12 protein-coding genes are annotated in these 13,571 nt (G+C 34.9%); 9 read left to right on the plus strand and 3 right to left on the minus strand.

Annotated features, from left to right (window positions below):
- Positions 1-41 precede the first annotated feature (41 nt).
- From HH_RS00250 to HH_RS09605, 5 genes are all read left to right on the plus strand, one after another.
- Entirely contained in the window at positions 42-266 is a 225-nt protein-coding gene (locus HH_RS00250; protein ID WP_011114889.1) for a MoaD/ThiS family protein, read from the plus strand.
- Entirely contained in the window at positions 266-727 is a 462-nt protein-coding gene (locus tag HH_RS00255; RefSeq protein ID WP_034365728.1) for a molybdopterin synthase catalytic subunit, read from the plus strand. Before HH_RS00250 ends, HH_RS00255 begins: the two co-directional genes overlap by 1 nt.
- Positions 711-1,274 (plus strand): molybdopterin-guanine dinucleotide biosynthesis protein B, encoded by a 564-nt coding sequence (mobB, locus tag HH_RS00260; RefSeq protein ID WP_011114891.1) that lies wholly within the window; start codon positions 711-713, stop codon positions 1,272-1,274. Before HH_RS00255 ends, mobB begins: the two co-directional genes overlap by 17 nt.
- 8 nt (positions 1,275-1,282) lie before the next feature.
- Positions 1,283-1,813: a molybdopterin adenylyltransferase gene (gene mog, locus HH_RS00265; protein ID WP_034365739.1), complete on the plus strand. Its 531-nt coding sequence runs from the start codon at positions 1,283-1,285 to the stop codon at positions 1,811-1,813.
- A gap of 175 nt (positions 1,814-1,988) precedes the next feature.
- Entirely contained in the window at positions 1,989-5,249 is a 3,261-nt protein-coding gene (locus HH_RS09605) for a BspA family leucine-rich repeat surface protein (RefSeq protein ID WP_011114893.1), read from the plus strand.
- Positions 5,250-5,414: 165 nt separating this feature from the next.
- On the opposite strand, the gene HH_RS09085 is transcribed toward HH_RS09605, so the two are convergent.
- Positions 5,415-6,284 (minus strand): ankyrin repeat domain-containing protein, encoded by an 870-nt coding sequence (locus HH_RS09085; RefSeq protein WP_011114894.1) that lies wholly within the window; start codon positions 6,282-6,284, stop codon positions 5,415-5,417.
- Between the two features lie 213 nt (positions 6,285-6,497).
- Between HH_RS09085 and moaC the strand changes: the two genes are divergently transcribed.
- Entirely contained in the window at positions 6,498-6,977 is a 480-nt protein-coding gene (gene moaC, locus HH_RS00280; RefSeq protein WP_011114895.1) for a cyclic pyranopterin monophosphate synthase MoaC, read from the plus strand.
- Positions 6,978-8,348 (plus strand): DNA recombination protein RmuC, encoded by a 1,371-nt coding sequence (rmuC, locus tag HH_RS00285; RefSeq protein WP_011114896.1) that lies wholly within the window; start codon positions 6,978-6,980, stop codon positions 8,346-8,348. It abuts the gene before it with no gap.
- On the opposite strand, the gene HH_RS00290 is transcribed toward rmuC, so the two are convergent.
- A complete protein-coding gene (locus HH_RS00290) occupies positions 8,345-9,931 on the minus strand; it encodes a phosphoethanolamine transferase (RefSeq protein ID WP_011114897.1) in 1,587 nt (528 codons plus the stop codon). The genes rmuC and HH_RS00290 overlap by 4 nt on opposite strands.
- Before the next feature lie 59 nt (positions 9,932-9,990).
- A complete protein-coding gene (trxA, locus tag HH_RS00295; RefSeq protein WP_011114898.1) occupies positions 9,991-10,308 on the minus strand; it encodes a thioredoxin in 318 nt (105 codons plus the stop codon).
- A 355-nt stretch (positions 10,309-10,663) separates the two neighbouring features.
- On the opposite strand from trxA, the gene HH_RS00300 reads away from it, so the two are divergent.
- Together HH_RS00300 and HH_RS00305 are read left to right on the plus strand one after the other, a co-directional pair.
- Complete coding sequence (locus HH_RS00300) at positions 10,664-11,824, plus strand: hydrogenase small subunit (protein ID WP_011114899.1); 1,161 nt, start codon at positions 10,664-10,666, stop codon at positions 11,822-11,824.
- 10 nt (positions 11,825-11,834) lie between these two features.
- Positions 11,835-13,565 (plus strand): nickel-dependent hydrogenase large subunit, encoded by a 1,731-nt coding sequence (locus tag HH_RS00305; protein WP_011114900.1) that lies wholly within the window; start codon positions 11,835-11,837, stop codon positions 13,563-13,565.
- The last annotated feature ends 6 nt before the right edge of the window (positions 13,566-13,571 follow it).

The raw sequence follows: 13,571 nt of genomic DNA on the forward strand, positions 1-13,571 counted from the left end.
AGCTTTGCTATGCTTTTTAGAATCTAAAAAAGGAGAGAGAGATGATTAGAGTTGATTTTTTAGGTCCAATGAGCGATATTCCCTCGCGCGAATTAGAAGCACGCACACTTTATGAGCTCAAAGAGATTCTCAACCAAGACGAGACATTGCGTTCGTGGCTTGATATTAGTGCTGTGGCAGTCAATGATGAAATTATTGAAGACCTCTCCTATCCTCTTTCTTATGGCGATAAAGTGGCACTTCTTCCTCCTGTATGCGGTGGCTGATGCTCAATCTTTATAAAGGAGCATTGCCTACTTGTGAGATTTATACCAAATGGGAGAATCTCGCCCAAAGCAAAAATGCTGGAGCATTGAGTATTTTTACGGGTATCGTGCGTGCAGAAAATAACATAAGCGCATTGAGTTTTGATATATATGAGCCGCTTTTACGCAAATGGTTTGATAAATGGCAACAAAAAGCGCAGAATCATTTTGATACATATATTTGTATGGCTCACAGCGTAGGCGATGTGCTATGCGGACAAAGCTCTTATATGTGTGGCATTATTTCCGCACAACGCAAAGGTGTGCTTGGTATATATGAAGACTTTATAGAGGATTTTAAAGCAAATGCACCTATTTGGAAATATGATGTTATCAATCATCAAAGAATCTATGCCAAAGAACGCAGCAAACCTTTGCAAGGTAGCGGTATTTTAGGTAGTCAAAATGACACATCATTCTAAACTCACGCACACGCCCATTATCTTTGCCTTTAGTGGAAAAAGTAATAGTGGCAAAACGACACTTATTTGCAAACTCTGTGAATATTTAAAGCCAAAGGCAAAGGTTGCTGTGATTAAGCACGACCCAAAAGATAAGGCAATTTTTGATACACAAGGCAAAGATTCTTATGAGTTTTTTCAACGCTCTAGTGCAGTAGCCCTGCTCTCCCCTACTCGCACGATTTTACAAATAAAGCATAATGAAAATTCTCAAAACACGCAAGAAATAGAATCTAATGCTCTATTTAGAGTATTAAAGCAATTTAAAAGCTATGATTATATATTTATTGAAGGGCTTAAAACTTTGCCTTTTCCACGCATTGTGATAGCAAGAGAGCATATAGAATCTTCATATATTCCTTATGCAAATGCTTTTGCTATTGATGAGAGTGTCAAAAACACCCATATTCTCCCCTCTAATTTGCCTATTTTTAATCTCAACGATGTGGGGCAAATTGCAGCATTTATCAATGCTTATCCCAAATCTACTTCATTTAAAGGAGCATAATGCAAAATATGCACACTATCAAAATAGGCATTTTGGTTTCAAGTGATAGAGCCTCTCAAGGTGTATATGAGGATATTTCAGGCAAAGCAATACAAGAGGTTTTAAATGAGTTTATTTTAAATCCTTGTGAATATCACTATCACATCATTAGCGATGAGCAAGAGTTAATAGAAAAAAACCTCAAGCTTTTAAGCGATAAAAAAGGTTGTGATTTAATCGTTACCACAGGTGGCACAGGACCAGCCAAAAGAGATGTAACCCCAGAAGCGACACAAAATGTGTGTGAAAAAATGCTGCCCGGCTTTGGGGAGCTTATGCGGAGTGTAAGCCTCAAATATGTCCCAACAGCGATTCTTTCTCGTCAAAGTGCGGGGATTCGCGGAAAAAGTCTTATTATCAATCTGCCGGGTAAGCCTAAAAGCATTAGAGAATGCTTAGAAGCCGTATTTCCTGCTGTGCCTTATTGCATTGATTTAATTGAGGGAGGCTATATCCACGCTAATACTGCTAATATCCACATTTTCCGCCCTAAAACATAAATTATTTAAATAGTAAATGCAAATTTAATTAAAAAATGTTACTTCAATACCGAACAAAAAAACTTATTTCATAACCTAAACTTATTTTTTTTTTTTTTGTTAGAATACAATGTTTTATATCAAAATTTATGGAATCAATGATTAAAGATTCTAAAAATATCTTTAAGGAGAGCAAATGCAAAACACACAAGAAAAGATAGTAACTTATGAGGAAATTCAAGAAAACACTATGCTTAAATGGTTTTTTGATAGTAAAATTAAGCATACTGCAGAAGATGAGTTTTTTAAAGAATGGCAGGAATATGTAAAAAATGAGGATATGGAAAGGATATATCTATTAGAACCTTTAGAAGCTAAAAGTGTAAAAAACCTGCATTGGAGAGATAGGCTGACAATGGCACAATTCATATTCCTTCATCCTGTATATTTTTCTTATGAATATTATGAGTTTATTTTGCAATTTATTCACGATAAAAAATATTTAAATATCCTGCTTTATCTTTTGTGTATAAGTAAAAAAAACCAATTAGAAGAAATAAAAAAAGTTATTTTGCTTTTAGTGGATAAGGGTGCAAATATAAATACTTTATTTTATTATAAAATGTCATACGACCACGAATTTGAACCACTTGTTTTTGATCTCGTTTCTGATTATAAATATCAAGACAAAAAGCAAAAACCTAAGCAGCTTGAGCTTTTACGCTTTCTTTTAGAGATTGGAGCTGACCCTAATATAAAAAATATTGAAGGAATGAATTTATTACACTATGCAGTAAATACTGATAGTAGTTTTGCACAAGTAGTCATAGAGAGTGGTAAGATAAAAGACATCAATGAAAGGGTTGATAAATACAGAACAGACATATTTTGTGATGAAACAGCATTACATATTGCGGTTTTTGATAAACAATTAAGCACTATAAAAGCACTCATTAATGCAGGAGCTGATGTTAATGCTATCAATAAGTGGGGAGAAACGCCACTAGAAATGAGTGAAAGCCAAAGCATAAGCAAAATCATTCAAAAAGCAGGTGGAAAAACTCTTGTAGAGCTTTTAGAAAGCGAAGAAAAAGCAAAAAATTGTAAAAATTCTATATGTGAAGAAAGTGAAAAAATAGGTAAAAACAAAAGACAAAACGAAATCATATTTCAACAAAATGCAATCTACTATGATACAATCCATAATGAACCTCTTTGGAAGATTTTTATAGAAGTAAGCGACGAATATCTTGAAAAATTAAATCCAATTTATTATCTCTATACCAAAAAAGATTTAGAAAAAATAAAAAGCGGCGATAAATACAAGCCAAACAAAAGAGATGAGTTAAAGGCTTTAGTAAAAGATGAAAGTATAAATTTAAAAGATATTGATATAAGCCTAATTACAGATATGAGTTTTGTTTTTTCTGATAGTGAAAGGAAAGATTTTAGCGGAATAGAAGATTGGGATATGAGTAAAGTTACTAATACAAACTATATGTTTTACAATGCTAAAAACTTTAACCATCCATTAAACAAGTGGGATATGAGTAATGTTAGCAGTATGAAAGGTATGTTTTACGAAGCCCAGTTTTTTAACCAACCCTTAGATAAATGGGATACAAGCAATGTTACAAATATGAGTGAAATGTTTTATTATGCCCGGTCTTTTAATCAACCATTAGAATCTTGGAATGTATCCAATGTTAGAAATATGAGTGATATGTTTTATAGAGCCCAGTCTTTCAACCAACCCTTAGATAAATGGGACACAAGCAATGTTACAAATATGAGTGAAATGTTTCATAAAGCTTTATCATTTAATGAGCCTTTAGAAAACTGGAATGTATCTAATGTTAGAAATATGAGTGGTATGTTTTATGGAGCTCAGTCTTTTAACCAACCCCTAGATAAATGGGACACAATCAATGTTACAAATATGAGTAAAATGTTTTATTATGCCCGGTCTTTTAACCAACCTTTAGAAAGCTGGAATGTATCCAATGTTAGAGATATGGGCGGTATGTTTGGTGAAACAGATGTATTTAACCAGCCATTAGATAAATGGGACACAAGCAATGTTACAAATATGAGTGACATGTTTTACAAAGCTAAAAAATTTAATCAGCCTTTAGAAAGCTGGAATGTTTCTAATGTTGCAAATATGAGAAATATGTTTGGTGAAACAGATGTATTTAATCAGCCATTAGATAAATGGGATACAAGCAATGTTACAAATATGAGTGAAATGTTTGATAAGGCTAAAAAATTTAATCAGCCTTTAGAAAGCTGGAATGTATCTAATGTTAGAAATATGAGTGGTATGTTTTATGGAGCTCAGTCTTTTAACCAACCCCTAGATAAATGGGACACAATCAATGTTACAAATATGAGTAAAATGTTTTATTATGCCCGGTCTTTTAACCAACCTTTAGAAAGCTGGAATGTATCCAATGTTAGAGATATGGGCGGTATGTTTGGTGAAACAGATGTATTTAACCAGCCATTAGATAAATGGGACACAAGCAATGTTACAAATATGAGTGACATGTTTTACAAAGCTAAAAAATTTAATCAGCCTTTAGAAAGCTGGAATGTTTCTAATGTTGCAAATATGAGAAATATGTTTGGTGAAACAGATGTATTTAATCAGCCATTAGATAAATGGGATACAAGCAATGTTACAAATATGAGTGAAATGTTTGATAAGGCTAAAAAATTTAATCAGCCTTTAGAAAGCTGGAATGTATCTAATGTTAGAAATATGTATGGTATGTTTTATGAAACTTTATCATTTAATCAACCATTAGCTAAATGGGATATAAAAAGCGTTGAAAATATGAAATTTATGTTTTCTTATGCTAAATCATTTAATCAAAATCTTGATACTTGGGATCTCTCTAAAGTGAAAAATAAAGAATTTATTGCTGATAGAAAAAAAGTAAAGCTTAACATTCCTATTCCTACAAAACAAAGCAGTGCAAATGAAAAGCTTTTAAAAGCAATTCTTCGTTCAAATGTGGATAACTTCCATAAAGCAATTAAAGCGGGAGCAAATATTAATGAACCTATTGAAGTGATAGAAGATTATGACGACTGTGAAGAATATGAGGGATGCAGTTTTCTAGCTGTAGCACTTGATAAGGCACTTTATCATCTCACTTACTTTAATCATGGCAAAAGAGGGAAATTTAATAAAGAAAAATATGAAAAAAAATATGCAAAAGCTTTTGAGATTTTAAATACTTTAAAATCTTTAAATCCTGATGAGAGTGGTATAGAATGTAGTGCATCTGATAGACTAGACTCTATCATAGAAACAAGGGATATGGAGCTTTATGATGACCCTGCCGCATATGGATATGCAGATTTTGAAGATAAAATGAGTGAAGATGAATGGTTAGCATGTGACCCTGTAAAAGAATATTTGGAAAGCTTGGAGAAAGAGTATGAATAGGTTTTAAGTATGTGGATTCTATCAATAAAGCTTCTTTATTGGATTAAAAAGTTAAGCCCATAAAATTGAAGGAAGCCAATGTATAGATTTAATCCTTACACTAAACCTTTTGAAATTCTTTGATATGAAACTTCACATCACTAAAATTAAGAGTTACCTTAGCCATTACTTAGCCTTTTGCTTGCTCATCATCTCAGCAATTCCTTGATTGACGAGTTTATTTATTTCTTCGCGTTGTTCGTCTGTTAATTTATCCAACGCCGCGTGATAAGCCTCTTTATCTGGTTCATCAAGATCCACTCCAAATGCCAAATGCGCCTCCTTTTCAATCTTGCGAAAACTCCTAGCACTCTTAGCCCCTGCGTCTTTGAGAAGCTTTTTATTTTTAGCTCCTTGTGCTGCATCTAAGGGAGTGTAAGATCCGTCATAATAATTCACATTTGCCCCAAGCTCTATTAGAATCTGAGTAGCTTTGTAGTTTGAAGATTCTTCTACTGAATGAAACAAAGGTGTTTCTCCAAGTCTGTCTAACACATCTACATTTGCTCCTGCTTTGGTAATGGCTATCTTAAGAGTCTCATAATAATTACGCCTAGCCCACCAATGCATACAAGTCCGGCCATAACCATCATCTCCTCTTTTCTCACAAGTTAAGCCCTTATCTAAAAGATACTTGATGACTACTTCATCCTCGCCACCTTCTTCAATGTATGATGTCAAGGCATTCCTTCCATATCCATTATGGTGGTAATCAATCCTTAAGCCCCATTCTTGTAAAAACTCTATCATTGCAGGGTCTTTATATTTCTCATACGCCATTGCTGCTTCGGCAAGGACATATTCTACTTGAAATAAAAAAAGCTTGTATGTGCCGTCTTTAATATTTGCCTCATAAAAACTCTCTTGTAAGGGATATTCTTGTAAAAATGCCTTTACCCTTTCTATATCATTTGTTAAAACGAGTGCAAATAACTCTTCTTGAAGAGCATTTCTTTGCTTTCTATCCATAGCCTTAATTTCTTCTAGTGTTTTCATTGTGTCTCCTTAAAGTCAATTTCACCAAACCTTGAATTAATACAATACTTGGTTATTTTTTTTTTTTTTGTAATACTATACTATTTTAATTTATATCAAAATTAAAATAGTATTTAATATATTAAATATAGTATTAAATTGTGTAAGCGATATAAGCCAAAATTGATATAATGCTATATTTAGATTCTATAAACTTTATTTTTAAGGAATAGTATGCAGCTTACACATCTCAATAAACAAAACAATCCAACAATGGTTGATGTGAGCGATAAACATATCACTACACGTGAGGCTTATGCAAGCGGTGTTATCTCAATGAGCGAGCAAGCTTTTGAATCTGCTATAAATCACACAGGAAAAAAAGGTCCTATTACACAAACAGCGATTATTGCCGCTATTATGGGGAGTAAAAAAACAAGTGAAATTATCCCTATGTGCCACCCGCTTATGATAAATAAAATCAATGTGGATATAACCCCAAATCCCGCTGAACACTCTATCACACTTGGTGTTTTAGTCAAATGTGAGGGTAAAACAGGTGTAGAAATGGAAGCGCTCACGGGTGTGAGTATCGGGCTTTTAACAATCTATGATATGCTTAAAGCCATTGATAAGTCTATGGTTATAAGTGATATTGCTCTGCAATCAAAAAGCGGTGGTAAAAGTGGCGATTTTGTGCGTGAGGATTCTTAAATGTTACTTCATATCTCTACCCTACTTCTTATTATATGTGCAAGTTTTGTTTTGAGTGGTGGCAGTATATGGTTATGGCTTCATCATCGCTTTAAAAAAAAGCAATCTCAACTTATCGCTACTCATAATGCTACTACACAATCTCTACAAATACAAATCCAAAATCTTGAAAAGCACATTCAAACACTTAGCCTTGAATACGCTCAAGCCACAACTACGCTCCAAATGATAGAATCTTCTCATACCCAGCGACTTAACGATATGCAAAAAGTATGTGAAGCACGATTATTAGAGGAAAAAACACGCTCTGAACATATGATTCACACACTTAAAGAGCAATTTTATCACACACAAGAGGAACAAGATAAAAACAAAGAAGAGCTAAAAAATGCCTTTAAAGCCATAAGTGCAGATATTTTGCGTCAAAATACCCAAAGCTTTAATCAAATGCAACTCCTCTCACTCCAACCTTTGCGAGAAGAAATCACAAGATTCACAAAGCAATTAAACGATAATCATACCGCTACGCTTACACAACACACTGCCCTACAAACACAAATTGAGCAATTAAGCAAACTCAATGTGCAGCTTTCAAATGACGCACATAATCTCACAAATGCTCTCAAAGGTGGGAATAAGGCACAAGGAAATTGGGGTGAAATCATCTTGCAACGCGTATTTGAAAATAGTGGTTTGCAAGAGGGACGAGAATATGAGCTACAAATAAGTATGCGTGATGAACAATCACAAATACTCCGCCCTGATGCGATTGTTAAATTACCCAAAAGTGGTAATGAGCAGAGATGCGTGATTGTGGATTCTAAAACTTCGCTTGTAGCATACGAAAAATTATGCAATGCTCAAAATGAAATGCAAAAATTAAGTGCGCAAAAAGAATTAGCACACTCCATACAAATGCATTTTAACAATTTGAGTGCCAAAAATTATCATCAATATTTGCAAGGCCAAAAGCTTGATTTTGTGCTGATGTTTATTCCTATTGAGGGAGCATTTTTAGAAGCAATGCAGTATGATTCTACGCTTTATGATAGAGCATACCAAAAAGGTGTGGTGCTTGTCTCCCCTACTACGATTATGGCAGTGCTAAAAATTATTCATAATTTATGGCAGATTGAATACCGCGATAAAAATATCAACAAGATATTTAATGAAATTAAAAAACTTTTTGAACGTATTGAAAAATTTGAAAATGTGCTAGAGCAACTTGGACGCAATATTGATACAATGAGAAAAACTTATGATGATGTAATGACTAAATACAATGGAAAACAAGGCATTGCCCCTAAGAGCAAGGATATTGATAAGCTCCTCAAAGGCACAGAGATACTTCAAATAGAAGAGGGGCGTTAGGGCATTATATCAAGGGCTTGCTGATAATCTTGCGTGTGAATACCAAGTATATGCAACAATGTATGAAACACATAATCGTGGCTTAAATGATGATTTATACGCTCCCGCGCTTTAGCAGGAGCATTTTCCCACCCTGTGCTAAACCACATAATTGAAGGAATATGCTTTTGATACTTTGGAGCAAGATTATAACCTAGCCCTCCGTGCATATATTGCCCTAGTTCCCCCAAACTCTCTCCGTGATCACTTACATACCATAGCATAGAGCGCATATCATCTATCTTTTGGAGATTCTCTATCATTTGAGCCAATATCCAATCGCTATATACAAGCGAATTATCATAAGCATTTATAATCTCCTCATAGGTGCATTTTGAAAGCTCCTTTTCCTCACACACAGGGGTAAATCGCGTCCAATCTGGCGGATAGCGCTTATTATAAGATGCTCCGTGGCTTCCATATTGATGCACGACAATAAAGGTATTTTGCCTCATCTTATGCGCATTTGCAATAATGTTTTTTATATCGGGAAGCATAACGCTATCAAGGCTATCAGTTGGATAAATTATAGTGTGCTTAATATTTCTATCACAGCCCCCCACGCATTTACCACCATTATTGCCCAAATACCACACTTCATATCCTACACTTTGAGCTATATCAAGGATATTATTGATATATAAAGAAAGATTCCGATTCGTATAAGTCTCTTGGGTGTAATTTGTCAGCATACAAGGCACAGAAATAGCTGTAATTACGCCACAGGAATAAAATTCTTTAAAACTTATTATATTAAGTGTGTTTGTATAAGGATTTGTAGGCTTTACATAGCCATTAAGAGCAAAATTTGCACTTCTTGCACTCTCACCAATAACAAATACAACAATCTGTGGTGGTATCTCTTTAGCTAAAGTTGCATCTTTGGCGATAAGAGTAGGAACAAAACTTTGCTTTTCCTGTAAATGTTGGATATAAAGAAATAAAGAACGAATAGGTGCAATAGGATTGAGTATCTTCTCAAGTTTCTTTTGCGCTTTAAACACAAAAACAATGTCCTTGCCCCATAATCCATAACTTCCCCCAATAAGCATACTTAATATTATAATAAATACAATTTTTTGGGTAAATGCGCGAACAAAAGGCTTTTTTTTGAGTTTAATAAAGGTAAGCAAAATAATAGGAAATACGCCAAATAATAAAACATATTTAATAAGTCCGAAACTCATTAAATCAAAAGCCTCGTCTATATGTGTTTCAAATATGCTTTGGATAATATCCTCATCAAATGCAACACCCAAAGAATCCATATAGAATCCGCACACACTACACAATAATAGCACTATACCTATTACATATTTCACACTTAAACGCAGACTTATTATCTCAAAAGCTAAAGCCAAAATCAAAATATGTATTACACCATTTAGCCATACAAGATAATCAAAACCCACTTGGTGCGCAGTAGTATTAAAAGTAGTATTAAAAAAATGATTAAGACAAAAAACAATAAAAGCGCTACTTAAGAGAATAAGGAGGTGATAATTAAGATAAAGTCGAGGGAATGTTTTAAAATATTTTAGCATATAAAACTATATGTATTGCTTATCTTGAAACTCCGCTTAAAGCGAAGTCTCTAAAGATTCTAAAGAATCGAATCAAGCTTTTGTCGAATAACTTGCTCTGGCATTGCGCCTGTAACTTGGTCTTTAATTTCCCCATCTTTCATAAATAAGATTGTAGGAATATTTCTAATACCAAATCGTTTTGATAACTCTCCTTGCTCATCAACATTAACTTTGCAAATTTTTGCTTTACCTTCATATTCATCTGCAAGTTTATCTATTACTGGAGAAAGCATCTTGCAAGGATTGCACCAAGGTGCCCAAAAATCCACCAATGCTACGCCACTTAAAGCCTCTGTATCAAAGTTATCATTAGTTAATTCTTTATATTTAGCCATAACAAACTCCTTTGTTGTCATTTTAAGATATATTTTAAATCTGCTACTCCCCCAAAATATAACCTTTTCCTAAAGGCAACTTAAAGTCATAGTAGTATTTAAAATCCAAAATATTATACACTGCTTTATTCAATAAAAAATTTACTGAACAATAAAATTTATAATTTTGCTTTATTTTTTAAAAATATTTCAAAAAGCAAAATAAAACATCAAGATTTTTAAAATTAGAGTTTGGCTACTTTTAGTAATTTGAAATAAAACAATCAAAGCATTTTATAAACAATTATAAACAAAATCTCAAATTTAATGTAAAATACTATTGCTTAACAACAAAAATCATAAGGAAAGGGTTTTTATGAAAACACAAGATGCATACCAAGAGTTGTTTAAAAAGGCTTCCCAAAGGCTTGATGAGCTCTCCAAGCTTCCTGCTCATAATGCAGAAAAAGACTTATTACAAGAATTAGAATCTAAAGGATTCTCTCGCCGTGATTTTATGAAATGGTCAGGAATGATGACAGCTGCATTAGCCTTACCCGCAACTTTTGCCCCGCTCACTGCTAAAGCTGCAGAAGTTGCTAATCGTCTCCCTGTGGTATGGTTACATATGGCAGAATGCACAGGTTGCAGTGAAAGCTTACTTCGCAGTGATGCGCCGAGCATAGATTCTTTAATCTTTGATTATATAAGCCTTGAATACCACGAAACCGTTATGGCTGCTTCAGGTTGGCAAGCCGAACATAATCTTGAAAATGCCATCGAAAAATATGCTGGGCAATATATTTTAATGGTAGAAGGCGGTATCCCCAAAGGCAGTAGTGAGTTTTATCTCACTATCGGAGGACACGCTCGCACAGGTGCAGAAGAAGCACGACACGCAGCAAAAGGCGCAAAAGCAATTTTTGCCATTGGCACTTGTTCAAGCTTTGGCGGTGTCCAAGCTGCACATCCTAACCCAACAAATGCTGTGCCTCTTAGCGAAATTACTAACCGCAGTGTCATTAATGTGCCTGGTTGTCCGCCAAGTGAAAAAAACATTGTAGGAAATGTGTTGCATTTTATCCTTTTTGGCTCACTTCCTTCACTTGATGCATATAATCGTCCAACTTGGGCTTATGGACTAAGAATCCACGATTTATGCGAACGTCGAGGACGTTTTGATGCAGGACAATTCGTTCAACATTTTGGCGATGAAAATGCACAAAAAGGCTACTGCCTTTACAAAGTAGGCTGTAAAGGACCTTATACTTTTAACAATTGCTCAAAATTAAGATTTAACCAACATACAAGTTGGCCTATTCAAGCAGGACACGGCTGTATAGGTTGTAGTGAGCCTCACTTTTGGGATACAATGAACCCATTTGAAGAGCCTATAGGCAATCGTCTTTATGCAACAAGTTTTAATGGAATGGGCGCAGACAAAACGGCAGATACAATCGGTGCTGTAGTGCTTGGGGCTGCAGCCATAGGTATTGCCGCACACGCAATTATTAGTTCAACACAAAATGCAAAATAAGGGGTAGAATATGACAAAACGTATTATTGTAGATCCAATTACAAGAATTGAAGGGCACTTACGAATTGAGGTTATTGTTGATGAAAATAATGTGATACAAGATGCGTTCTCAACTTCAACATTATGGCGTGGTTTAGAGACAATCGTTAAAAATCGCGATCCACGTGATGCAGGTTTTATCGTTCAAAGAATCTGCGGTGTATGTACTTATTCCCATTACAAAGCAGGAATTACTGCTGTAGAAAATGCGCTAGGGATTAAGCCTCCACTCAATGCTATCCTTACACGCACTTTAATGAATATTTCTCTTTTTTTACACGACCACGCTGTGCATTTTTATACCTTGCACGGACTTGATTGGTGTGATATTACTTCTGCATTAAAAGCTGATTGCGCTGCTGCTGCAAAACTTGCTTTCAAATATAGCCCAAATCCTATCTGCACTGGTGAAAATGAACTCAAAGCTGTGCAAGAAAAAGTAAGCACTTTTGTTAAACAAGGTGCGCTTGGACCATTTGCTAATGCGTATTGGGGACACAAAACTTATCACTTTACTCCAGAGCAAAATCTCATTGTTCTCTCGCATTATCTTAAACTCCTTGAAGTGCAACGTGTCATTGCACAAATGATGGCAATTTTTGGTGCAAAAAATCCACATCCACAAAGTCTCACTGTAGGTGGCGTAACTTCTGTTATGGATATTTTAGACCCAAGCCGTTTAGGCGAATGGCTTACTAAGTATAAAGAAGTTACTGAATTTATCAATCGCGCATATTGGGCAGATATTATTATGGCAGCCGAAGCTTACAAAAATGAAGATTCTGTATTAAAAGGTTGTGGAGTTAAAAACTTTATCAGCTTCCAAGAAATGCAAGTAGGACCTGAAGAGTGGCTTTTTAGTAGTGGAATCATAAAAGATGGTGATTTAAGTAAAGTATATCCTATTGATGAGAGCAAAATCACAGAAGAAGCTATACATTCGTGGTATGAGGATAATCAGCCACTCCACCCCTATGATGGCAAAACAAATCCTCAATACACAGGCTTTAAAGACGCCCAAACTATTGGACCTGATGGTAAGCTTATAGATTCTAAAGTTATTGACGAAAATGGCAAATATTCGTGGATTAAATCTCCTCGTTATGATGGCGAACCTATGGAAGTTGGACCGCTTGCAAGTGTGCTAGTAGGTTATGCAAGTGGAAACAAAGCTATTGTTGATATTGTAAATGAACTTCTTAGCGTTACGGGCTTACCTAAAGAAGCTCTTTTTAGCACTCTTGGTAGAACTGCAGCACGTGCTATTGAATGTAAAGTTGTCGCAGACCACGGCATAAAAGCTTTCAATGCACTTGTTGCCAATATTGCCTCTGGAGATAAAAATACTTGTGCACCTTATAGTATTGATAAAAACAAAGAATACAAAGGACGCTTTATCGGTAATGTGCCTCGAGGAATGCTTAGCCACTGGGTGCGTATAAAAAATGGTGTTATTGAAAACTATCAAGCTGTTGTGCCTTCAACTTGGAATGCAGGACCACGTGATGCTAATGGTAAAAAAGGACCCTATGAAATGAGCCTTATTGGCACACAAGTCAAAGATATTACTCAACCGCTAGAGATTATTCGTCATATTCATTCATTTGACCCGTGTATTGCCTGCGCAGTGCATGTTATGGACACAAAAGGCAATGAACTAAGTCAATATAAGGTAGAGCCATCATTTGCAAGACTACGATAAAGGAGG

The organism is Helicobacter hepaticus ATCC 51449, assembly GCF_000007905.1.
In the GTDB taxonomy this organism is placed as follows: Bacteria; Campylobacterota; Campylobacteria; order Campylobacterales; family Helicobacteraceae; genus Helicobacter_C; species Helicobacter_C hepaticus.

Coding starts and splice junctions, on each gene's coding strand:
- HH_RS00305 (WP_011114900.1), top strand. CDS start 11,835: ATGACAAAACGTATTATTGTAGATCCAATTACAAGAATTGAAGGGCAC.
- mobB (WP_011114891.1), top strand. CDS start 711: ATGACACATCATTCTAAACTCACGCACACGCCCATTATCTTTGCCTTT.
- HH_RS00250 (WP_011114889.1), top strand. CDS start 42: ATGATTAGAGTTGATTTTTTAGGTCCAATGAGCGATATTCCCTCGCGC.
- moaC (WP_011114895.1), top strand. CDS start 6,498: ATGCAGCTTACACATCTCAATAAACAAAACAATCCAACAATGGTTGAT.
- HH_RS00290 (WP_011114897.1), bottom strand. CDS start 9,931: ATGCTAAAATATTTTAAAACATTCCCTCGACTTTATCTTAATTATCAC.
- HH_RS00255 (WP_034365728.1), top strand. CDS start 266: ATGCTCAATCTTTATAAAGGAGCATTGCCTACTTGTGAGATTTATACC.
- mog (WP_034365739.1), top strand. CDS start 1,283: ATGCACACTATCAAAATAGGCATTTTGGTTTCAAGTGATAGAGCCTCT.
- trxA (WP_011114898.1), bottom strand. CDS start 10,308: ATGGCTAAATATAAAGAATTAACTAATGATAACTTTGATACAGAGGCT.
- HH_RS00300 (WP_011114899.1), top strand. CDS start 10,664: ATGAAAACACAAGATGCATACCAAGAGTTGTTTAAAAAGGCTTCCCAA.
- HH_RS09605 (WP_011114893.1), top strand. CDS start 1,989: ATGCAAAACACACAAGAAAAGATAGTAACTTATGAGGAAATTCAAGAA.
- rmuC (WP_011114896.1), top strand. CDS start 6,978: ATGTTACTTCATATCTCTACCCTACTTCTTATTATATGTGCAAGTTTT.
- HH_RS09085 (WP_011114894.1), bottom strand. CDS start 6,284: ATGAAAACACTAGAAGAAATTAAGGCTATGGATAGAAAGCAAAGAAAT.